Source organism: Aeromonas sp. s13, from assembly GCF_040907905.1.
In the GTDB taxonomy this organism is placed as follows: Bacteria; Pseudomonadota; Gammaproteobacteria; order Enterobacterales; family Aeromonadaceae; genus Aeromonas; species Aeromonas veronii.
Genome location: NZ_JBFOCS010000034.1, coordinates 22,020 through 43,924, shown reverse-complemented (window position 1 = coordinate 43,924; position 21,905 = coordinate 22,020). Strand labels below are relative to the sequence as shown.

Here is a 21,905-nt window from a genome sequence, read left to right as displayed (position 1 = left end):
TATGGCTATTACCATGACAGATGCCGCCGCGGCACGGGTTTCCTCTTTTCTGGCTAACCGGGGCAAGGGCATTGGCCTGCGCCTCGGCGTCAAAACCACCGGCTGCTCCGGTCTGGCCTACGTGCTTGAGTTCGTTGATGAACTGACCGATGAGGATCAGGTGTTCGAGCAGCAGGGCGTCAAGATTATTGTCGATGCCAAGAGCCTGATCCATCTGGATGGCACCGAGCTGGATTTCGTCAAGGAGGGCCTCAACGAGGGCTTCCAGTTCAACAATCCCAACGCCAAAGGCGAGTGTGGTTGCGGCGAAAGCTTCAGTGTCTGAGTTGTTTGACGTCAATGATCCTTCGTCTGTGGTTGAGCGGGTTGCCCATGACCCGTTCAACCACATCTCATTTGCCAGGGGCGAGTGAGGTTGTGGCGAATGTTCCCAAGAGGTTTGCATGAATCATTTCGAGCTGTTTGGGCTGGTTGAAGGCTTCGAGCTCGATACCCGTCAGTTGGCTGATACCTACCGCCAGCTGCAAACCCAATTCCATCCTGATCGTTTTGCCACCGCCCCCGAACGGGAGCAGCTGGCTGCTGTGCAACGTGCCGCCCAGATCAACGAAGCATTCACCACCCTCAAGGCGCCGCTACGCCGTGCAGAATATCTGCTCTCCCTGCGTGGCACTGATATCCGTGGTGAACAGCAGACCCTGCAAGATACCGCATTTCTGATGCAGCAGCTGGAGTGGCGCGAGCGTCTGGCCGATCTGAAAGATGACGCCGACCCTGAGCGCGCCATCAAGGATTTTCGCAGTGAGATCAGGCATGATCACCAGATGTTGATGCAGCAGCTGACCGAGTCTCTTGCCGCCGGCAGAGATCTCGTTGCCGCTGATTGCGTTCGCAAACTCAAGTTTGTCGACAAGCTCCTCGAAGAGCTGGAACGATTCGAAGACTCGCTTCTCGAGTCTTGATCCTTTAACGCTGGAAGTTTCATTACCCATGGCATTACTGCAAATCGCCGAACCCGGCCAGAGCGCTGTTCCTCATCAGCACAAACGTGCCGTCGGCATCGATCTCGGCACCACCAACTCTCTCGTCGCTGCGGTTCGCAGCGGTCACGCCGATACCCTTTGCGATGAGCAAGGGCGCGACCTGCTCCCGTCAGTGGTGCACTATCAAAGCGAGGCCATTCGAGTCGGGATTGATGCCAAGCGCGAAGCGGCGCTCGATCCTCACAACACCATCGTCTCGGTCAAACGGATGATGGGCAAGGCGCTGGCCGATATCGATACCCGCCAGCAGCCTTACCAGTTTGTTGCCGCCGACAATGGCATGCCGCAACTGCAAACCCGTCAGGGGCTGGTCAATCCGGTGCAGGTTTCGGCCGAAATTCTCAAAAAGCTGGCCGAGCGTGGTGCCCAGACCCTGGGTGGCGATCTCGACGGCGTGGTCATTACCGTGCCCGCCTATTTCGATGATGCCCAGCGTCAGGGCACCAAGGATGCGGCCCGTCTGGCCGGTCTGCACGTGCTGCGACTGCTCAACGAGCCGACCGCGGCCGCGATTGCCTATGGCCTTGACTCCGGTCAGGAAGGGGTGATCGCGGTATACGATCTGGGGGGCGGCACCTTCGATATCTCCATCCTGCGTCTGCACCGCGGTGTGTTTGAAGTGATGGCGACCGGCGGCGATTCCGCCCTCGGCGGTGATGATTTTGATCACCTGCTGGCGGACTGGATCAAGGAGCAAGCGGGCCTCTCCGGCGAGCTGGATGCCCATCTGCAGCGCGAGCTGCTGGATGTGGCCGCTGCCGTCAAACACGGCCTGACCGATGCCGAGCAGGTGGCGAGCACCTTTGCTGGCTGGCAGGGTTCAGTGAGCCGTAGCCAGTTTGATGAACTCATCGCCCCGCTGGTGAAACGGACCTTGCTGGCCTGTCGCCGGGCCCTGCGCGATGCGGGCCTTGAGCAGGTGGAAGTGCTGGAAGTGGTGATGGTCGGTGGCTCCACCCGCGTACCGCTGGTGCGTGAACTGGTGGGCGAGTTCTTCCAGCGTACGCCGCTGACCAGCATCGATCCGGACAAGGTGGTCGCCATTGGCGCCGCCATCCAGGCCGATATTCTGGTGGGCAACAAGCCCGATGCCGAGATGCTGCTGCTGGACGTTATCCCCTTGTCGCTGGGTCTGGAGACCATGGGTGGCCTCGCTGAGAAGGTGATCCCGCGCAACACTACCATTCCGGTTGCCCGCGCCCAGGAGTTCACCACCTTCAAGGATGGTCAGACCGCCATGGCCATTCACGTGGTACAGGGTGAGCGCGAGTTGGTGGCCGATTGCCGCTCCCTGGCCCGCTTTACCCTGACCGGTATTCCGCCAATGGCAGCCGGCGCCGCCCATATTCGCGTCACCTTCCAGGTGGATGCGGATGGGCTGCTCTCGGTCAGCGCCATGGAGAAATCCTCCGGCGTGCAGGCCGAGATCCAGGTCAAGCCCTCTTACGGGCTGGCGGAGCAGGATATCCTCAACATGCTGAGTGCCTCCATCGAGAATGCCCAGCAGGATATGGATGCCCGTATGCTGGCCGAGCAGCAGGTTGAAGCCGACCGGGTGGTCGAGAGTCTCAATGCGGCGCTGGCCGCCGATGGCGATGCCCTGCTCAATACTGCCGAGCGTGCCGAGATTGATGCCGCCATCGCCCATCTGCTGACCATGCGCAACAGCGGCGCAACCCATCAAATCAAAGAAGCCATTGAGGCAGCCGATGCTGTCAGTGGCGAGTTTGCAGCCCGCCGGATGGACGCCTCCATCCGCAAGGTGCTGACCGGACAAAACGTCAACAAGGTGTAATATGCCAAAACTGATCATTCTTCCTCATCCCGTACTCTGTCCGGATGGCGCCGCCCTCGAGGGGCAAAGCGGCGAGACCATTCTGGATGTGGCGCTGCGCAACGGTATCGAAATCGAGCATGCCTGCGAGAAATCCTGTGCCTGCACTACCTGCCACTGCGTGGTGCGCGAGGGCTTTGACTCGCTCGAGCCAAGTGACGAGCTGGAAGACGACATGCTGGACAAGGCATGGGGGTTGGAGCCGGAATCGCGCCTCAGCTGCCAGGCAAAACTGGCGGACGAGGATCTGGTGGTGGAACTGCCCAAGTACACCCTGAACCTTGCCTCTGAACGCCATTAATTACACATGAGTGAATTGCACGTGCAGCATCCTGTGGTGCTTCGGTGATATGGTGGAAGGCCGTGACCCTCGGGGACACGGCCTTTTTTGTATTCGTTATTCTCTCTTTGCCAATAAGCTCTTTCCCATAAAGAGTGCTTATACATAGTGCCAGTAAAAAGGAAGCAAACACGATGGCTGACATGATGAAGGTAGCGTTATCCACCCAGGCTGCGGCCGCCTATTGGGGCGAGGGCGCCCAGCTCAGTTTCAATGGCGACGAGGCACTGATCCATCTTGGTGCCGCCGGTCAGCAGAAGGATGTTCTGCGCACCGTTCAGCGCGCCGCCCGTCGCCTCGAATCGAGCGGGATCAAGCGGGTGACGCTGGTCGGTGAAGGCTGGGATCTGGAGCGTCGCTACGCGTTCGCCCAGGGGTTCTACGCCGCCAAGGGTGCGCGTGAACTGGATTTCGGCCAGCAGAGCGACGCGGAAGCCCGTGAACTGGATGCGCTGATCAAGGCGGCTCGCTGGGTACGTGACATCACCAATGGTTGTCCGGAAGAGATCTACCCCATGAGTCTGGCGGAATCGGCCCTGTTGCTCATTCGTGGTCTGGCCGGGGATCAGGTTACTGCCCGCATCACCGCCGGTGAAGCGCTGCGCGAGTCCGGCCATATCGGGATCTGGTCGGTTGGCCGTGGCAGCGAGCGCGAGCCTGTGCTGCTGGAGCTCGACTACAACCCGACCGGTGATCGCAATGCGCCCGTGGTGGCGGCGCTGGTGGGCAAGGGGATCACTTTTGATTCCGGTGGCTACTCCATGAAGTCCTCTGACAACATGCTGCCGATGAAGTCCGACATGGGCGGCGCGGCCATGGTGACCGGTGCGCTGGCGCTGGCTATCAGCCGCGGTCTGAACCAGCGGGTGAAGCTCATTCTCTGCTGCGCCGAGAACCTGGTCTCCGGCCACGCCTTCAAGCTGGGCGACATCCTCACTTACAAGAATGGGGTTTCGGTCGAGATCCAGAACACCGATGCGGAAGGTCGTCTGGTGCTGGCCGATGGCCTGATGGCGGCCTCCGACAGCGGTGCGGCTTATATCCTTGACGCAGCCACCCTGACCGGCGCCGCCAAGATGGCGCTGGGGCGCGACTACAATGCGGTGTTTGCCCTCGATGAGACCGAACAGCTGCGTGCGCTGGCCGCCGCCAAGGTGGAAAACGAGCAGGCGTGGGCGCTGCCGCTGGAACCCTGGCATGCCAGCCAGCTCACCTCGGCCTTTGCCGATCTGGGCAACGTCGCCTCGGCAGAAGGCACGGCCGGTGCCACCACGGCTGCTGCGTTCCTTTCCCGCTTCGTGCGTGATGAGGGTAAGGGTTGGGTGCACCTGGATCTGGCGGCCTCTTATCAGAAATCGGGCAACGATCTCTGGGCGACCGGCGCCAAGGGGCACGGTCTGCGCACCATCGCCCGCTGGCTGCAGGAGGTGACCGCATGAATGTCTGGTTAAGTCGTGAATTTGCACCGGCCGAGTGGGGGGAGGGGGCGCTGCTCTCTCACCGCGCCGACGGCATGGTGATCCATCTGGTAACGGCCAATCCGCTGCTCGATATCCAGCAAGCGGCCCGTCGCCTCTGCCAGCAGGGGATCCAGAAAGTGACCCTGGCTGGTCATTGGGAGCGTGAACAGCAGTGGGCCTTTGCCCAAGGGCTGCAAACCCCCAAGGCGGAGGTGCAACTGCAGTGGGCCATGTCCTCGGAAGAGGACAGAGAGGAGCTGGAAGCGCGTTGGCTCTGCGGCCGCTGGGTGCGCGAGATGACCAATGCCACCCCGGAGCAGTTGGGCCCGCTGGAGCTGGCGGTGGAAGCGGCCTCCTTTATTACCGAGCTGGCGCCGGACAAGGTGAGTCATCGCATTTTGAAAGGCGAAGCGCTGCAACAGGCGGGCTGGGTCGGCCTCTATCAGGTGGGCCGCGGCAGTGCGCGCGAACCGGTATTGCTGGAGCTCGACTTCAACCCGGGGCGTGACCCCAAGGCGCCGGTGGCGGCAGCGCTGGTGGGCAAGGGGATCACCTTTGACTCCGGCGGCTACTCCATGAAGAGCTCCGAGGGGATGCTCACCATGAAGTGCGACATGGGGGGCGCGGCGATTGTCACCGGTGCGCTGGCGCTGGCCATGCTGCGCGGGCTCGACAAGCGGGTGAAGCTGATCCTCTGCTGCGCCGAGAACCTGGTCTCCGGCCACGCCTACAAGCTGGGCGACATCCTCACCTACAAGAACGGCACCACGGTCGAGATTGTGAATACCGATGCCGAGGGGCGGCTGGTGCTGGCCGACGGCCTGCAACTGGCGAGCGAGTCCGGCGCACCGCTGATCATCGATGCCGCGACCCTGACCGGTGCTGCTGTGATGGCGCTGGGTGGGCGCTACAATGCTCTGTTCGGCCTCGATAAAGGGCTGGTAAGCCGGGCCATGACCTATGCCGATGCCGAGCATGAGCCTGCCTGGCCGCTGCCGCTGGAGCCCTGGCACCGCCAGCAGTGCCCCTCCCATTACGCCGACACGGCCAACAGCCGTCCGGTGAAGGGGGGCGGGCCGGGTGGCGCCTCCAACGCGGCGGGTTTCCTCTCCCGTTTCGTTGCCAACGAAGGGATGGGCTGGTTGCATATCGATCTGGCCGCCTGCTTCAGTGACAACGGCGATGCTCTCTGGGCGCCGGGGGCCAATACCCTGGGGATGCGCACCATAGCGCGGGCCCTGCTGGCTGAAGCCAAATAGGCGAGACAAGGCACCTTCGGGTGCCTTTTTTATGCTGTTCGAATTGTGAACAAAAGATGGGATTTTGGCGGCTTAAGGTAACTATCGTGCGCAAGCGCACATATTTTCCTGCTCTGCTCGGTCAAGATGAGTGTGGATGTTGATTGCAAGGGAGTGATGTTTAATAAAAAGTTGCTTGTTTGTGTGTTTTTCCGGTTTTTGTTTACGTATAATCGCCAGCGAACATGGATTCTAACAATAAAACTCTGTAGTTAAGGAAAGATATCAATGGCCATCGAACGTACCTTCTCTATCGTCAAACCGGATGCTGTCAGCAAGAACCTGATCGGTGCCATCTATAGCCGTTTCGAAAGCGCAGGCTTGAAAGTGGTGGCATCCAAAATGCTGCACATGAGCAGTGAACAGGCTGCCGGTTTCTATGCCGAGCATCAGGGCAAGCCTTTTTATGACAATCTGGTCAGCTTCATGACCTCTGGCCCTGTCATGGTGCAGGTGCTGGAAGGGGAAGACGCCATCCGTCGCAATCGCGAGATCATGGGTGCTACCAACCCGAAAGAGGCGCTGGCTGGTACCTTGCGTGCCTGTTATGCCGAGAGCATCGATCGCAACGCAGTGCATGGCTCCGATGCACCTGCATCCGCTGCCCGCGAAATTGCCTACTTCTTCTCTGACAACGAGATCTGCCCGCGCGGCTGATTTTTGTGGATGATGACCCAAGGGAGCCTCGGCTCCCTTTGTTGTTTTCGCCGTTTACGCAATATCCCTCTATTCTCCAGGTGGAAAGCCAGACCCATTATTTGTACAATGCCGCCCCCTGACGTCGTCAGCCAATAATTGATGAAGTGTTTGAACTGAGGCCATTGATGAGCGAAACAAAAATCAACCTGCTGGATCTTGATCGGGATGCCATGCGTGCCTTTTTCGTCGAACTGGGCGAGAAGCCATTCCGGGCAGATCAGGTCATGAAGTGGATCTATCACTTTGGGTGTGATGATTTCGATCAGATGACCAACGTCAACAAGGTGCTTAAAGAGCGCCTCAAGGCGATCGCCGAGATCAAGGCTCCCGAGATCAGCCGCGAGCAGCGCTCTGCCGATGGCACCATCAAGTGGGCTCTGCAGGTGGGCGATCAGGAGGTAGAGACCGTCTACATCCCGGAAGATGACCGCGCGACCCTCTGCGTCTCCTCTCAAGTTGGCTGTGCGCTGGAGTGCAAGTTCTGCTCCACGGCTCAACAAGGCTTCAACCGCAATCTGAAAGTCTCCGAGATCATCGGTCAGGTGTGGCGTGCTGCCCGTGTGGTCGGTGGCAAGCGTCCCATCACCAACGTGGTGATGATGGGGATGGGCGAGCCGCTGCTCAACCTCGCCAACGTGGTGCCCGCCATGCGTCTGATGATGGATGACTACGGCTTTGGCATCTCCAAGCGCCGGGTGACCATCTCTACCTCTGGCGTGGTACCGGCGCTGGACAAGCTGGGTGACCAGATCGACGTGGCGCTGGCTATCTCCCTGCACGCCCCGAACGACAAGCTGCGCTCCGAGATCATGCCGATCAACGACAAGTACAACATCGAGGAGTTCCTCGCCGGTGTCCGTCGTTACCTGGCCAAATCCAATGCCAACGGTGGTCGGGTGACCGTCGAGTATGTGCTGCTCGATCATATCAATGACGATATGCAGCATGCTCACGAGCTGGCCAAGGTGCTCAAGGACACTCCGAGCAAGATCAACCTGATCCCGTTCAACCCCTTCCCGGGCAACCCTTACGGCAAGCCGAGCAACAGCCGTATCGATCGCTTTTCCAAGGTGCTGATGGAGTACGGTTTCACCGTGATTGTCCGCAAGACCCGTGGTGATGACATCGATGCCGCCTGTGGTCAGCTGGTGGGTGACGTGATTGACCGTACCAAGCGAACTATCAAAAATCGGATGCAACAGGATGGGATTTCCGTCAAAATGGTTTAAATGCTAAGCCATTGTATAGACAGGGAATGGATACACGTACATTGATCGTAGTGGCAGCGCTCTGCGCGCTGCCAGGCTGTGTGACCGAGACCACTTACGCTGGCCAGAACTCGACCCAGCGTGAAGTGGGTCCTGACCTCAAGGCGGCTGCCCAAACCCGCCTCGACCTGGGTATCCAGTACCTGCGTCAGGGCAATGCCGAGCAGGCCAAGTTCAATCTTGACCGCGCCCTCCAGTATGACCCCTCCAACCCCCAGACCCAAATCGGTTTTGCCTACTTTTACCAGAAGGTAGGAGATTTCAAGGCAGCCGAGACCCATTACAAGAACGCCCTTGCCATGGATCCGTCCAATGCTGACGCAATGAACAACTATGGTGCCTTCCTCTGTGATCGCGGCAGGTATGCCGAGGCAGATCAGGCGTTCAACCAGGCTGTTATTCAGCCAGGCTATGTAAAAATTGCCGATACCTATGAAAATGCGGCACTTTGTGCGCTGCAAAATCGCAGAAATGATAAAGCAGGCGAGTACTATCGCCTGGCCTTGGGGTATAATCCCCGCAATCCAGGGTTATTGCTGGACTTGGCCGAGCTTTCCATGAAAGATGGCAAGCTGCCTGATGTGCAGTCCTACCTCGCCCGTTTTGCCGATGTGTCAGACGAGAACGAGGAGAGTCTCTGGTTGAGACTTCGGCTGGCACAGGCGATGGACAAGCCGGCATTACTTCACCAATTCGGGACTGAGCTGGTAAGGCAATATCCCACTTCGCAACAAGCCAAGCGTTATTTAGCCAATGACTATTGAACAGCAACACGATTTCCAAGACGACTCCCAGGCAGTAGGCCCAGGCCAATTGCTGCGCAATGCCCGTGAACAGCTTGGCTGGACACGAGAACAGGTTGCGTCCCGCATTCACCTTCGTCTGACCCTGATCGCCGCTATCGAATCGGATACCTACGACAAGCACACCTCCCATACCTTTATTCGGGGTTATTTGCGTACCTATGCCAAGCTGGTCGGGATCCCCGACGAGACCATTCTGGCCGCTTACGACAAGCTGGGTCTGACTCCTCCCGACAATATCGACATGCAGAGCTTCTCCCGTCGCTCCCGCCAGCAAGCCAACGACAGTCGGCTCAAGGTGGTGACCTGGCTGGTGATCCTGGTGTTGATTGCGCTCTCGGTCGCCTGGTGGTGGCAGAGTACTTCACGCCGCTCCGCCGGTGATGAAGCGCTGGCAGCCACCGAGATGAGTGCAACCGGTTCGACTCCGGCTGAACCTGCCATCACGCCGCCCGATGCGATCAACACCGCTCCGGTGGAAGGCGCTACCATCGCACCGGCCGCCACGGACGTGGCTGCCCCAGCAGTGGTCTCCGATGCGACGGCTACCCTGGCGCCTGCTTCTGCGGCTGTTGCCCCGACCGATGTCAGTGCGGCTGTCGGCACTGCGACCGATGCTGCTGTATCCGGTGCCAATGGCACTGAATCTGAAGAGGCTGTCGTTGATCCGGCGACTGCGCCGCAACTGAAGATGAGCTTCACCGCCGATTGCTGGCTGGATGTGAAGGATGCCAACGGCAAGACCCTGTTCAGTGGTCTGAAGAAGGCCAACGACGAGCTGGTGCTGGAAGGCGCCGAGCCCCTGAAGTTCATCATTGGCGCGCCCATGGCCGTCAAGCTTGACTACAAGGGTCAGTCGTTTGATATGAGCCGTTACAACAACGGTCGTACAGCCCGCTTCTCACTGCCGCAGGAGTAATCTGTTTCCCATGTCTTCTCACGAATCACCCATCATTCGTCGTAAATCCAGACAGATCATGGTTGGTAATGTACCGGTTGGGGGCGATGCCCCCATTACCGTGCAGACCATGACCAATACCAAGACCACAGATGTCGCCGCCACCATCGAGCAGATCCAGCGGATCGAGCGAGTCGGTGCCGATATCGTCCGTGTCTCCGTGCCCACCATGGAAGCGGCGGAAGCCTTCCGGCTCATCAAACAGCAAACCCGCATCCCCATCGTTGCCGATATCCACTTCGACTATCGCATCGCCCTGAAAGTGGCCGAGTACGGTGCCGATTGCCTGCGTATCAACCCGGGCAACATCGGCAACGAGCAGCGGGTGCGCTCGGTGGTCGATTGTGCACGCGACCTCAATATCCCGATCCGTATCGGGGTCAATGGCGGGTCGCTGGAGAAAGATATCCAGGAGAAGTACGGCGAGCCGACCCCAGAGGCGCTGGTGGAGTCCGCCATGCGTCACGTGGACTATCTCGATCGTCTCGATTTCCAGGACTTCAAGGTGAGCGTCAAGGCCTCCGATGTGTTCCTGGCGGTCGGTGCCTATCGCCTGCTGGCCAAGCAGATCGAGCAGCCGCTGCACCTTGGCATCACCGAAGCGGGCGGTTTCCGTGCCGGCGCGGTGAAGTCTGCCATCGGTCTGGGTATGCTGCTTACCGACGGCATCGGCGATACCCTGCGTATCTCGCTGGCGGCGGATCCGGTGGAGGAGGTAAAGGTAGGTTTCGATATCCTCAAATCCCTCCGTATTCGCTCCCGTGGCATCAACTTTATCGCTTGCCCATCCTGCTCACGGCAGGAGTTCGATGTGATCGCCACTGTCAACGCGCTGGAAGAGCGGCTCGAAGACATCATCACCCCGATGGATGTTTCCATCATCGGCTGTGTGGTGAATGGGCCGGGCGAAGCGCTGGTCTCCGACCTTGGTCTGGCGGGTGCCGCCAACAAGAGTGCCTTCTATGAAGGGGGCCAGCGGGTCGATCGGCTCGACAACAAGGATCTCATTCCAACTCTGGAGCGCCGCATTCGCGCCCGCGCCGCCATGCTGGATCCCGCCAACCGGATCCCGATGGACAAGGAGTGAGCGAAACAGGGCCACATTGGGTGGCCCTTTTTCCAGGTGACTGATTTTAAATCCCGCATCCGGATTCCCTGATTTTACCTTGGGGGGGAAAATCCCTATAATGCGGCCAAATTTTACCTCTTTTTCTCGAGTATCAACGTGGCAAAACAGATCCAAGCTATTCGCGGTATGAATGATTGCCTGCCGGAGCAGAGCCCGGTATGGCAGAAGGTTGAACAGATCCTGCGCCAGGTCGTTGCCAGCTATGGCTACAGCGAAGTGCGCATGCCGATTGTCGAGCAGACTCATCTGTTCAAGCGCGCCATCGGTGAAGTGACCGACGTGGTCGAAAAAGAGATGTACACCTTTGAAGACCGCAACGGCGACAGCCTGAGCCTGCGTCCGGAAGGGACCGCCAGTTGCGTCCGTGCCGGTATCGAACACGGTCTGCTCTACAACCAGGAACGCCGGATGTGGTACATGGGCCCCATGTTCCGTCACGAGCGTCCCCAGAAGGGCCGTTATCGCCAGTTCCACCAGTTCGGTGTCGAGCTGTTTGGCATCAACGGGCCGGACATCGACGCCGAGCTGATCATGCTGACCCACCGTCTTTGGCGTCTGTTTGGCATTAGCGAGCATGTCACCCTGCAGCTCAACACCCTGGGTCAGAGCGCCGAGCGTGCCGCTTACCGCGATGCGCTGGTGGCCTATCTGGAGCAGTACAAGGAGCAGCTGGACGAAGAGAGCCAGCGCCGCATGTACAGCAACCCGCTGCGGGTGCTCGACTCCAAGGATGAAAAGGTGCAGGCCATTTTGGCGGGTGCCCCGCGTCTGTTCGACCATCTGGGCGAAGAGAGCCTGGCCCACTTCGAGGGGCTCAAGCGCCTGCTCGAGTCTGCCGGTATCAAATACGAAGTGAACGAGCGTCTGGTACGTGGTCTTGACTACTACAACCTGACCGTGTTCGAGTGGGTCACCAGCAGTCTGGGTGCCCAGGGCACCGTCTGTGCCGGTGGCCGCTACGATGGTCTGGTAGAGCAGCTGGGCGGTCAACCGACCCCGGCCGTGGGCTTTGCCATGGGCATGGAGCGTCTGGTGCTGATGCTGGAAACTCTCGAGCTCAACGCCGATATCCGCCCGGCGGTGGATGTCTATCTGGCGATGGTGGGCGAGGGGACCGAACAGGCTGGCTTCCAGCTGGCCGAGCGTCTGCGCGATGCCCTGCCGGATCTGCGCCTGATGAGCCACTGCGGTGGTGGCAACTTCAAGAAACAACTCAAACGTGCCGACAAGAGCGGCGCGGCAATCGCCCTGATCCTTGGTGAGACCGAGGTGCAAAACGGGGAGATCACTATCAAATATCTGCGTGGTCAGGCCGAGCAACAGACCGTCAAGGTTGACGCCGCCATTGCCCTGCTGGCAGCCAAAGGAGAGTAAGCTGTGGAAGTCTATACCACCGAAGAACAACAGGTTGAGGTTATCAAGGAGTGGTGGAAAGAGAACGGAACCTCGGTGATTGCCGGGACCGTGATCGGTCTGGTCGGTCTGTTCGGCTGGCGCTATTACAACCAGCACCAGCAAGAGACCATGGAGGCCTCCTCCCACTCTTACAACCAGGTGATTGAGCAGCTGGCCAAGGGCGATGCCGCCGGTTTCGAGCAGGCACAGCAGTTTGTTACCGCCAACAAGGGTGACTCCTACGGTGAACTGGCCGCGTTGCAACTGGCTGCCGCTGCCGTCAAGGCGGGCAAGCTGGATCTGGCTGCCGAGCAGCTGGAGCTGGTGGCGACCACGGGTGACGAGAGCATTCGTCCCATCGCGGCGCTGCGTCTGGCCCGTGTGCTGAATGATCAGGGCAAGGCAGATGAAGCGCTGGCCAAGCTGGCAACCATCCAGAATGAGGCCTTCAAGGCGCAGGTAGCCGAAGCCCGTGGTGATGTGCTGCAAAAGCAGGGCAAGACCGAAGAGGCTCGTGATGCCTATCAGGCGGCGGCGGATGCCGGCGGCCTGCAGGGTAGCGCCGAGCTCAAGCTGAAAATGGACGATCTGGCCCTGCCGGCCGTAGCGACTGGTGAGGCACCGGATGCGTAATTTATTCAAGATGGTGGCGCTGGGGGCTGCGGTCTCCTTCGCTCTGCAGGGTTGCTCCCTGTTCAGTTCCGAAGAGGATCTCAACCCGATGGCGCCGCTGCCCAAGGTTGAATCTGCCTTCACTGCCGACACCGCATGGTCATCTACTGTGGGTGATGGTATCGGTGACTTCTACTCCCAGCTCAAGCCGGTGGTGGAAGAGGATCGTATCTATGCGGCGGCCCGTGACGGCGATGTCAGCGCCTTTGACCGTGCCAGTGGCGATCGCCTCTGGACTGTCGATCTGGCCGACCTGCCGGTCAACGCCGACAAGCGCAGCGCCCGCCTTTCCGGCGGCCTGGTCTCCCGTTACGGAAAGCTGTTCCTCGGCTCCGAGAACGGGGTGGTTTACGCCCTGAACGAAGAGAATGGCGAAGTGCTGTGGCAGACCAATGTGCCCGGCGAAGTGGTGGCAAGCCCCGCGGTGGAAGATGGCCGCGTGGTGGTGTTGACCACCTCCGGTCGCCTGATCGCCCTCGACACTGATGAAGGCAAGATGCAGTGGTCGCTCTCCGAAGAGCAGCCGCCGCTGACCCTGCGCAGTGCCGGTGCACCGGTGATCACCAACGGCGCCGTGATTTACGGTCGTGCCGATGGCAAGGTGGGCATCGCCCTGCTGAGCAACGGCCAGCCTGTGCGCCAGTCCAAGGTGGCTGATCCGCGCGGTGCCACCGAGCTGGACCGCATGGTTGACGTCGATGCCAGCCCGCTGATTGCCGGTGATGAGCTCTACGCCATCGCCTACAACGGTCAGCTGATGGCGCGCAAACTGATGACCGGCGATGAAGTGTGGAAGCGCAAGTATTCCGGCTATCGCGATCTGGCGATGACCGGCAATGCCATCGTGCTGACCGACAGTCGCAGCCATCTGTTTGCCATCGACCGTCGCAACGGTCTGGAGCTGTGGTCCAACACCCAGCTGGAAAATCGTACCGTCACTGCACCTGTCATCTTCGGTGACTATGTGGTGGTGGGTGATGTGGAAGGATACCTGTATTGGCTTGATCGTACCGACGGTACCATCAAGGCGATGCAGCAGCTCGATAGCAGTGGTCTCTACGCCGCCCCGCTGGTGGATGGCGAGACCCTGTATGTGCAGAGCCGTGACGGCAAGTTGTACGCCCTCAAGCGTCCTTGATCGTCCGATAATGTGAATATCCGGCTCCTGGTCTTCGGACCCGGAGCCTTTGTCGTCTTGAGAATGAGGCTTTTATGACTCCTGTAGTAGCCCTGGTGGGCCGCCCCAACGTGGGGAAATCCACCCTGTTTAACCGCTTGACCCGTACTCGGGATGCCCTGGTTGCCGATTTTCCCGGTCTGACCCGGGACCGTAAATACGGTCAGGCGAAGTTGGGCGAGCTGGAATTTATCGTGGTCGATACCGGCGGTATCGATGGCACCGAAGAGGGGATCGAGCTGAAGATGGCCGAGCAATCCCTGCTGGCCATCGAAGAAGCGGACGTCGTGCTGTTCATGGTGGATGCCCGTGCCGGTCTGACCGCGGCGGATCAAGCCATCGCCGAGCACTTGCGCAAGGCCCACAAGAAGGTATTTCTGGTGGCCAACAAGACCGACGGTATCGACGGTGATTCCGCGGTCTCCGAGTTCTACGGTCTGGCGCTGGGCGAGGTCTACCAGATCGCTGCCGCCCACGGTCGTGGCGTGCTGAGCCTGCTGGAACTGGCCCTGGCTCCCCATCTGGAGACCCTGGTCGACTCCGCTACCGATGAAGATGCGCAGGATGAGGAAGAGGAGGACTTCGACGAAGAAGCCCTGCTGCGTATGGTGGCTGCCGGTGAACTCGATACCAAAGAGGACACCAAGGAGACCCCGTTCGCCGACCTGCCCATCAAGTTCGCCATCGTTGGTCGTCCCAACGTCGGTAAATCGACCCTGACCAACCGCATGCTGGGTGAAGATCGGGTCATCGTCTATGACATGCCCGGCACCACCCGTGACTCCGTTTACATTCCGATGGAGCGTGACGAGCAGAAGTATGTGGTTATCGACACCGCCGGTGTGCGTCGTCGTGGCAAGGTGCACGAGACGGTTGAGAAGTTCTCCGTTATCAAGACCCTGAAAGCTATCGAAGATGCCAACGTCTGCCTGCTGGTGATCGACGCCCAGGAGACCATCACCGATCAGGACTTGAGCATCCTTGGCTATGTGCTCCACGCCGGTCGCTCCGTGGTGCTGGTGGTGAACAAGTGGGATGGTCTGGATCAGAAGGTGAAAGAGGATGTGAAGAACGAGCTGGATCGTCGCTTGGGCTTCATCGACTTCGCTCGCGTCCACTTCATCTCCGCCCTGCACGGTAGCGGCGTCGGCCACCTGTTTGAATCCATTCAGGAGGCTTACCAGTCCGCCACCCGTCGTACCAGCACGGCCATGCTGACCCGCATCATGCAGATGGCGCAGGAAGATCACCAGCCGCCGATGGTCAACGGTCGCCGCGTCAAGCTCAAATATGCTCACGCCGGTGGCTACAACCCGCCGCGCATCGTGATCCACGGCAACCAGCTGAACGACTTGCCGGACTCCTACAAGCGGTATCTGATCAACTATTTCCGCAAGTCCCTCAAGATCATGGGCTCGCCGATCCGGGTCGAGTTCCAGGAGTCGGTCAACCCGTTTGAAGGGAAGAAGAACACCATGACCCTGAGTCAGGAACGTCAGCGCAAACGCCTGCTGAAAATGAAGAAGAAATAAGTCCTTGCGGCTGCCCTCACCGGCAGCCGCTTTGTTATCCTCGCCATGTTAAGGTGAGGAATAAGGGGAGGGGGATCTGCCATGGAACAAGACCATGGCAGATCCACTTTTTGAGGAGTTGATTATGGAAGCCCTGCTTTGCCCGTCATGCCAGGCTGAACTGGATACCTGCAGCAAGGAGCAAACCTGTGGCCAGTGCCAGGCCCCTGTTCGGGTTACTGCCATCTGCCCCACCTGCCAGCAGGAGCTGGAGCGTCTCAAGGCGTGCGGCGCGGTGGATTACTTCTGCAACCACTGCAACTCGCTGATCTCCAAGCGGTCGGTACAGTTCAAGGCGGCGCTGGTGTAAGACAGTATTCAGGTGAGAAAGAAGATAAAAAAACCCGGCGAATGCCGGGTTTATGCTGTGTGCTCTGCAATAAGCAGGGTATAGGATCGATTTCTGCGCCACAGGTTGCGCTTGATGTCATTAAGCTTGAGTTTGCGTCTGGGGCTCCAGCTGCACTTCGCTTTTCTGACCAGACTGATTTTTCTACGTTTTTGCATCTTGGTCTCCTCCCAACTCAGTTGGCCATCCCGGCCTTGGGTCATTGATGGAGCCCATCCGAAATTGCTGTTATTTAATCTCTCAACATAATGAAAACAATGCGATTTCGGATAGGCTCCGATGTGAATCGATGGTAACAGAGAAGTTTGCGTGAAAACAGCCGAATAATGGCTGGTTAGCGCATGGTGATCTGATTGACCACTTCGGCGATGGCGGTGGGGCGCTCGGCCAGCTCGGGCTCGCTGTCGTTGTCGAGACTCTCCCGCTGATGTGCCTTCTGTTGCTCGTTGTCGAGCCAGAGCAGACTCTGGTAGTACTGGCGCACGTTGTTGACATAGTTACGCGCCTCGCTGCCACGGGCATAGCCGTAACGTACCTTGCGGTGCCAGCGCGCTTGCTGCAGCAGCGGCAGCACCTCTTTCACGTCGCTCCAGGCGTCAGGATTCTTGCCGAGCTCTTTGGTCAGGCGGCGGGCGTCCATCATGTGGCCGTAACCGATGTTGTAGGCGGTGAGGGCAAACCACACCTTCTCGTCATCGGGCACCGAATCCGGCACCTTCTCCATCATCTGTTGCAGATAGAGGGAGCCACCTTTGATGCTCTCTTCCGGATGAAGCCGGTCGTTGACCCCCATCGCTTTTGCAGTGGGCTCGGTCAGCATCATCATGCCGCGCACGCCGGTGTAGGAGCGGGCCTGCGGGTCCCAGTGGGACTCCTGATAGCTGATGGCGGCGAGCAGACGCCAGTCGATATTCTTGGCGTGAGTCTGGAACAGCGGCTGGTACTTGGGCAGCAGGCTCTTGGCGCGCTTGAGGAAGGTGCGGGTATCGACAAAGTCGAAGTTCTGCACGTGGCCGAAGTACTTCTCGTCGAGCTTGGCGATGGCACCATCCATAAAGCGCTGACCGAAGAAGTCGATCACGCTGGCATAGAGGCTGTCATCGGGCAGCTTGCTCATGGCCCAGGCAACGGTTTGCTTCTGGGCCAGGGTCAGCCCCTCGGTGAGCTCCGGGTAGTAGCGCTGGGTACGGGCCAGCACGGTATCCTGCACCACCGTGTAGTCAATCTTGCCATCCACCACCTGCTTGAGCAGCTCCTCCACATCGGCGTTGTCGCTGGTGCTCCAGGCTAGTTTCGGATTCTCTTTGCTCATCTCTTTGAGCAGATCTTCACCGGTGGAGCCGGCGGCCACCACCAGCTTGCCCTTGATATCGTTCAATGAGGCCGGCTTGGGTTTGCCGTTGCGGTAGACCAGTTTGGGAGAGACCTGATAGAAGCCCGGGCCGAAGCGAAACAGCTCGCGCCGTTCGGGGGTGACCATGATGGCGGCAGCCGCCAGATCGAGTTTGCCCTTTTTCAGCAGGGTGACCAGTTGGTCAGTGGTGTCGACCGGGATGATGGTGAGTTTCACCCCCAACCAGTCGGCATAATTTTGCGCCAGCTCGTAATCGAACCCCTGGGCGAGGTCGTCACGCTGGTAATAGGAGGTGGGACCATAGATGGTGCCAACCCGGATCTCGCCTCGCTGGCGGATCTGCTCCAGCTGGCTGGAGGGGCTATAGAAGTCGCAGCCAACCAGCGTCAGCGTCAACAACAGCCCGATAAACAGTCGAAAAATGCAGCGCAAGTAGGTGAGTACCTTTGTTGAAAAAATCGGCATTTGTCAAAAAAGAGGCACCTTTATACCAGAGAGTGTGCGCAGAGTCACACTGCACGAAGTGAGAAAAACGTTTGTCCGCTGTGAGCCAGATCCCTATAATACGCGCGTCTCAATTCCCCCCCACTTTAAAACTTGGTGAGAAAGGTCATATGGATATCTTGCGTGGTGCCCCAGCACTGTCTGATTTTCGTGTCCAAAAACTGCTGCAACGCTTCGCACAGATGAGAAACGAGAGTGGAGTAGAGAGCGGAGTAGAGATAGAGGATGTCTATGCCGAGTATGTGCACTTTGCCGAGCTGACAAGCCCCCTCTCTCCCCCCGAGCGAGCGACCTTGGGCCAGCTCTTGCGCTACGGCCCGACCATCCCCGAACACACCCCCAGCGGTCAGCTGTTTCTTGTTACCCCCCGCCCCGGCACTATCTCCCCCTGGTCTTCCAAAGCAACCGACATCGCCCACAACTGTGGCCTGAAACAGGTCAAGCGGCTGGAGCGTGGTATTGCCTATTACCTGACCATCAAGGGGCAGGGGGAGCTGAGTGCCGCCCAGCGCAGCGCCATTGCCGCCGTGCTCCATGATCGGATGATGGAAGTGGTGTTTGCCGAGATGAGTGAAGCTGCCGCCCTGTTTGCTCACCACGAGCCGCGCCCCTTCACCCAGGTGGATGTGCTGGGCGGTGGTCGCGCAGCCCTGGCCGAAGCCAACGTGGCGCTCGGTCTGGCGCTGGCCGACGACGAAATCGACTATCTGGTGGAGAACTTCACCAAGTTGGGTCGCAACCCCAACGACATCGAGCTCTACATGTTCGCCCAGGCGAACTCCGAACACTGCCGTCACAAGATCTTCAATGCCGACTGGACTATCGATGGCGAGCAGCAGCCCAAGTCGCTGTTCAAGATGATCAAGAACACCTTCGAGCAGACGCCGGATCATGTCCTCTCTGCCTATAAAGACAACGCCGCCGTGATGGAAGGGAGCCAGGGTGGCCGCTTCTTCCCGAGCCCGGCCAACGGCGAATACCAGTATCACCAGGAACAGGTCGACATCCTGATGAAGGTGGAGACCCACAACCACCCGACCGCGATCTCCCCGTTCCCGGGCGCAGCCACCGGCTCCGGCGGCGAAATCCGCGACGAGGGAGCCACCGGTCGCGGTGCCAAGCCCAAGGCGGGTCTGGTCGGTTTCTCCGTCTCCAACCTGCGCATTCCCGGCTTCGAGCAGCCCTGGGAGCAGGATTTCGGCAAGCCGAGCCGCATCGTCAGCGCCTTCGACATCATGCAGGAGGGGCCGCTCGGCGGCGCCGCGTTTAACAACGAGTTCGGCCGTCCGGCCATTCTCGGCTACTTCCGTACCTTCGAAGAGGAGGTGCCGAGCCACAACGGTGTCGAGGTGCGTGGCTACCACAAACCCATCATGCTGGCAGGCGGCATCGGCAACATCCGCACCGAACATGTCCAGAAAGGGGAGATCCCGGTCGGCGCGGCGCTGATCGTGCTGGGCGGCCCGGCGATGAACATCGGTCTGGGCGGCGGTGCCGCATCCTCCATGGCCTCCGGCCAGTCAGCCGAAGATCTCGACTTTGCCTCGGTGCAGCGTGACAACCCCGAGATGGAGCGTCGTTGCCAGGAGGTGATCGATCGCTGCTGGCAGCTGGGTGACGACAACCCCATCGTCTTTATCCACGATGTGGGGGCGGGCGGTCTCTCCAACGCCATGCCGGAGTTGGTCAACGACGGTGAGCGCGGTGGTCGTTTCGATCTGCGCGCCATCCAGAGCGACGAGCCGGGCATGAGCCCGCTGGAGATCTGGTGCAACGAATCCCAGGAGCGTTACGTGCTGGCGGTAGCGCAGGACAAGCTGCCGCTGTTCAAGGCCCTGTGTGAGCGCGAGCGCGCCCCCTATGCCGTGATCGGCACCGCGACCGAAGAGAAGCATCTGACCCTCTCTGACAGCCACTTTGACAATCAGCCCATCGATCTGCCGCTGGACGTGCTGCTCGGCAAGGCACCCAAGATGCACCGCGACGTGGTGACTCTGCCTGCACAAGGCAAAGCGCTCCAGCTCGATGGCATCACTTTGAGTGACGCGGCCGAGCGGGTACTGCGCCTGCCGACCGTGGCGGAGAAGTCCTTCCTTATCACCATCGGCGATCGCAGCGTGACCGGTCTGGTCAATCGCGATCAGATGGTTGGCCCCTGGCAGATCCCGGTGGCCGATTGCGCCGTCACCGCGGCGACCTACGACAGCTATCACGGCGAAGCCATGTCCATGGGCGAGCGTACCCCGGTGGCGCTGCTCTCCCACGCCGCCTCCGCTCGCATGGCGGTGGCGGAAGCGCTCACCAACCTGGCGCCGGCCCACATCGGTTCCCTCAAGCGGGTCAAGCTCTCCGCTAACTGGATGGCCGCTGCCGGTCACCCGGGGGAAGATGCCGGTCTCTATGAGGCGGTCAAAGCGGTGGGCGAGGAGCTCTGCCCGGCCTTGGGTATCACCATCCCGGTGGGCAAGGACTCCATGTCCATGAAGACCCGCTGGCAGCAGGATGGCAAGGAGCACAGCGTCACCTCGCCGCTCTCCCTGCTCATCTCCGCCTTTGCCCGAGTCGAGGATGTGCGCAACACAGTCACGCCACAACTGCGTACCGATCTCGGTGAAACCGACCTTATCCTCGTCGACCTTGGCAATGGCAAGCAGCGCCTCGGCGCCTCGGCGCTGGCGCAGGTCTATCGCCAGTTGGGTGACAAGGCGCCGGATCTCGACAACCCGGTCCAGCTCAAAGGCTTCTTCAACGCCATTCAGGCACTGGTGGCTGATCGCAAACTGATCGCCTACCACGACCGCTCTGACGGTGGCCTGTTCGTCACCTTGACCGAGATGGCGTTTGCCGGCCACTGTGGCCTCGACATCCAGCTCGATCGCATCGGCGGCGAGCTGCTGCCTGCACTGTTCAACGAAGAGCTGGGCGCCGTCATTCAGGTGCGTCGTGAAGACAAAGAGGCGGTGATGACCCTGCTGGCCGGCCACGGTCTGGCGGCCTGCTCCCATGTGCTCGGTACCGTGCGCGAAGGGGATCTCATCACCCTGCAGCGGGGCGGTCAGGAGGTCTATCGCGCCAGCCGCACTGCCCTTCGCACCATTTGGGGCGAGACCAGCTGGCAGATGCAGCGCCTGCGCGACAACCCGGCGTGCGCCGACAGTGAGCACGCGGCCCGTCAGGACGCCACCGATCCGGGTCTGCATGCCAAGCTGACTTACAACCCGTCCGAGGATGTGGCTGCTCCCTATATCGCCCGTGGGGTCTCCCCCCGTCTGGCGGTGCTGCGCGAGCAGGGGGTCAACTCCCATGTGGAGATGGCGGCGGCGTTCGATCGTGCCGGTTTCGCGGCGGTCGATGTCCATATGAGCGATATTCTCTCCGGTCGCATCAAGCTGGAGGAGTTCCAGACCCTGGTAGCCTGTGGCGGCTTCTCCTACGGTGATGTGTTGGGTGCCGGTGAAGGCTGGGCCAAGTCCATCCTGTTCAATGACAACGCCCGTGAGCAGTTCCAGCGCTTCTTCGAGCGCGGCGATACCCTCTCTCTGGGTGTCTGCAACGGTTGCCAGATGATGTCCAACCTGCGGGATCTCATCCCGGGTGCCGATCTCTGGCCGCGCTTTGTGCGCAACCGCTCCGAGCGCTTCGAGGCCCGCTTCAGTCTGGTTGAGGTGCAGGAGTCCCCATCGGCCTTCTTCGCCGGCATGGCAGGCTCGGTGATGCCTATTGCCGTTTCCCACGGGGAAGGGCGTGTCGAGGTGCGCGATGCCGCTCACCTGAGCGCACTGCAGCAGAGCGGTCTGGTAGGGCTGCGCTTTGTCGACAACCGCGGCAGCGTGACCGAGCAGTACCCGGCCAACCCGAATGGCTCGCCGGATGGTATCACCGCCGTGACCACCACCGATGGCCGTGCCACCATCATGATGCCGCACCCGGAGCGGGTGTTCCGCACCGTGGCCAACTCCTGGCACCCCGACAACTGGGGCGAGGACGGCGCCTGGATGCGGATGTTCCGCAACGCCCGGGTTCGTCTGGGTTAATAGAGACAGCACCAGCG

At 60.0% G+C, this 21,905-nt stretch carries 18 protein-coding genes; 17 read left to right on the top strand and 1 reads right to left on the bottom strand.

What is annotated here, in order from left to right; genetic code table 11:
* Position 1 precedes the first annotated feature (1 nt).
* From iscA to AB5Y82_RS04765, 16 genes are all read left to right on the top strand, one after another.
* The gene (gene iscA, locus AB5Y82_RS04840) at positions 2 to 325 is read left to right on the top strand and encodes an iron-sulfur cluster assembly protein IscA (protein WP_005333812.1); all 324 of its coding nucleotides are present in this window, start codon (positions 2 to 4) and stop codon (positions 323 to 325) included.
* Between the two features lie 118 nt (positions 326 to 443).
* On the top strand, positions 444 to 962 hold the full coding sequence (gene hscB, locus AB5Y82_RS04835; protein WP_005351031.1) for a co-chaperone HscB: 519 nt from the start codon (positions 444 to 446) through the stop codon (positions 960 to 962).
* Positions 963 to 990: 28 nt separating this feature from the next.
* Entirely contained in the window at positions 991 to 2,838 is a 1,848-nt protein-coding gene (gene hscA / locus AB5Y82_RS04830; protein WP_368173724.1) for a Fe-S protein assembly chaperone HscA, read from the top strand.
* 1 nt (position 2,839) lies between these two features.
* A complete protein-coding gene (gene fdx / locus AB5Y82_RS04825; protein WP_005333808.1) occupies positions 2,840 to 3,178 on the top strand; it encodes an ISC system 2Fe-2S type ferredoxin in 339 nt (112 codons plus the stop codon).
* Between the two features lie 173 nt (positions 3,179 to 3,351).
* Positions 3,352 to 4,656 (top strand): aminopeptidase PepB, encoded by a 1,305-nt coding sequence (gene pepB / locus AB5Y82_RS04820; RefSeq protein WP_368173723.1) that lies wholly within the window; start codon positions 3,352 to 3,354, stop codon positions 4,654 to 4,656.
* Positions 4,653 to 5,936: an aminopeptidase PepB gene (gene pepB / locus AB5Y82_RS04815; protein WP_005359802.1), complete on the top strand. Its 1,284-nt coding sequence runs from the start codon at positions 4,653 to 4,655 to the stop codon at positions 5,934 to 5,936. The genes pepB (AB5Y82_RS04820) and pepB (AB5Y82_RS04815) overlap by 4 nt, the downstream gene beginning before the upstream one ends.
* A 267-nt stretch (positions 5,937 to 6,203) precedes the next feature.
* Positions 6,204 to 6,632: a nucleoside-diphosphate kinase gene (gene ndk / locus AB5Y82_RS04810; RefSeq protein ID WP_005333805.1), complete on the top strand. Its 429-nt coding sequence runs from the start codon at positions 6,204 to 6,206 to the stop codon at positions 6,630 to 6,632.
* Positions 6,633 to 6,799: 167 nt separating this feature from the next.
* Positions 6,800 to 7,903 carry a bifunctional tRNA (adenosine(37)-C2)-methyltransferase TrmG/ribosomal RNA large subunit methyltransferase RlmN gene (locus AB5Y82_RS04805; protein WP_005344856.1) on the top strand — a complete coding sequence of 368 codons (1,104 nt, stop codon included), beginning with the start codon at positions 6,800 to 6,802 and terminating at the stop codon, positions 7,901 to 7,903.
* An 11-nt stretch (positions 7,904 to 7,914) separates the two neighbouring features.
* Positions 7,915 to 8,706: a PilW family type IVa pilus biogenesis/stability lipoprotein TapF gene (tapF, locus tag AB5Y82_RS04800; protein ID WP_106844530.1), complete on the top strand. Its 792-nt coding sequence runs from the start codon at positions 7,915 to 7,917 to the stop codon at positions 8,704 to 8,706.
* Positions 8,696 to 9,664 carry a cytoskeleton protein RodZ gene (rodZ, locus tag AB5Y82_RS04795; RefSeq protein ID WP_159157089.1) on the top strand — a complete coding sequence of 323 codons (969 nt, stop codon included), beginning with the start codon at positions 8,696 to 8,698 and terminating at the stop codon, positions 9,662 to 9,664. The genes tapF and rodZ overlap by 11 nt, the downstream gene beginning before the upstream one ends.
* 10 nt (positions 9,665 to 9,674) lie before the next feature.
* Positions 9,675 to 10,790 carry a flavodoxin-dependent (E)-4-hydroxy-3-methylbut-2-enyl-diphosphate synthase gene (ispG, locus tag AB5Y82_RS04790; RefSeq protein WP_005333801.1) on the top strand — a complete coding sequence of 372 codons (1,116 nt, stop codon included), beginning with the start codon at positions 9,675 to 9,677 and terminating at the stop codon, positions 10,788 to 10,790.
* 138 nt (positions 10,791 to 10,928) lie between these two features.
* On the top strand, positions 10,929 to 12,206 hold the full coding sequence (hisS, locus tag AB5Y82_RS04785) for a histidine--tRNA ligase (RefSeq protein ID WP_005351051.1): 1,278 nt from the start codon (positions 10,929 to 10,931) through the stop codon (positions 12,204 to 12,206).
* A gap of 3 nt (positions 12,207 to 12,209) precedes the next feature.
* Positions 12,210 to 12,860 carry a tetratricopeptide repeat protein gene (locus tag AB5Y82_RS04780; RefSeq protein WP_021229680.1) on the top strand — a complete coding sequence of 217 codons (651 nt, stop codon included), beginning with the start codon at positions 12,210 to 12,212 and terminating at the stop codon, positions 12,858 to 12,860.
* Positions 12,853 to 14,037 (top strand): outer membrane protein assembly factor BamB, encoded by a 1,185-nt coding sequence (gene bamB / locus AB5Y82_RS04775; protein ID WP_005333796.1) that lies wholly within the window; start codon positions 12,853 to 12,855, stop codon positions 14,035 to 14,037. The genes AB5Y82_RS04780 and bamB overlap by 8 nt, the downstream gene beginning before the upstream one ends.
* A gap of 74 nt (positions 14,038 to 14,111) precedes the next feature.
* Positions 14,112 to 15,608 carry a ribosome biogenesis GTPase Der gene (der, locus tag AB5Y82_RS04770; RefSeq protein WP_005333794.1) on the top strand — a complete coding sequence of 499 codons (1,497 nt, stop codon included), beginning with the start codon at positions 14,112 to 14,114 and terminating at the stop codon, positions 15,606 to 15,608.
* 124 nt (positions 15,609 to 15,732) lie between these two features.
* The gene (locus AB5Y82_RS04765) at positions 15,733 to 15,957 is read left to right on the top strand and encodes a zinc ribbon domain-containing protein (RefSeq protein WP_368173722.1); all 225 of its coding nucleotides are present in this window, start codon (positions 15,733 to 15,735) and stop codon (positions 15,955 to 15,957) included.
* 373 nt (positions 15,958 to 16,330) lie between these two features.
* On the opposite strand, the gene mltF is transcribed toward AB5Y82_RS04765, so the two are convergent.
* Entirely contained in the window at positions 16,331 to 17,815 is a 1,485-nt protein-coding gene (mltF, locus tag AB5Y82_RS04760) for a membrane-bound lytic murein transglycosylase MltF (RefSeq protein WP_005344877.1), read from the bottom strand.
* Between the two features lie 149 nt (positions 17,816 to 17,964).
* Here mltF and purL point away from each other — a divergent pair, with 149 nt between their 5' ends.
* Positions 17,965 to 21,888, top strand: coding sequence for a phosphoribosylformylglycinamidine synthase (purL, locus tag AB5Y82_RS04755; protein ID WP_368173721.1), 3,924 nt, complete (start codon positions 17,965 to 17,967; stop codon positions 21,886 to 21,888).
* Positions 21,889 to 21,905: the final 17 nt, after the last annotated feature.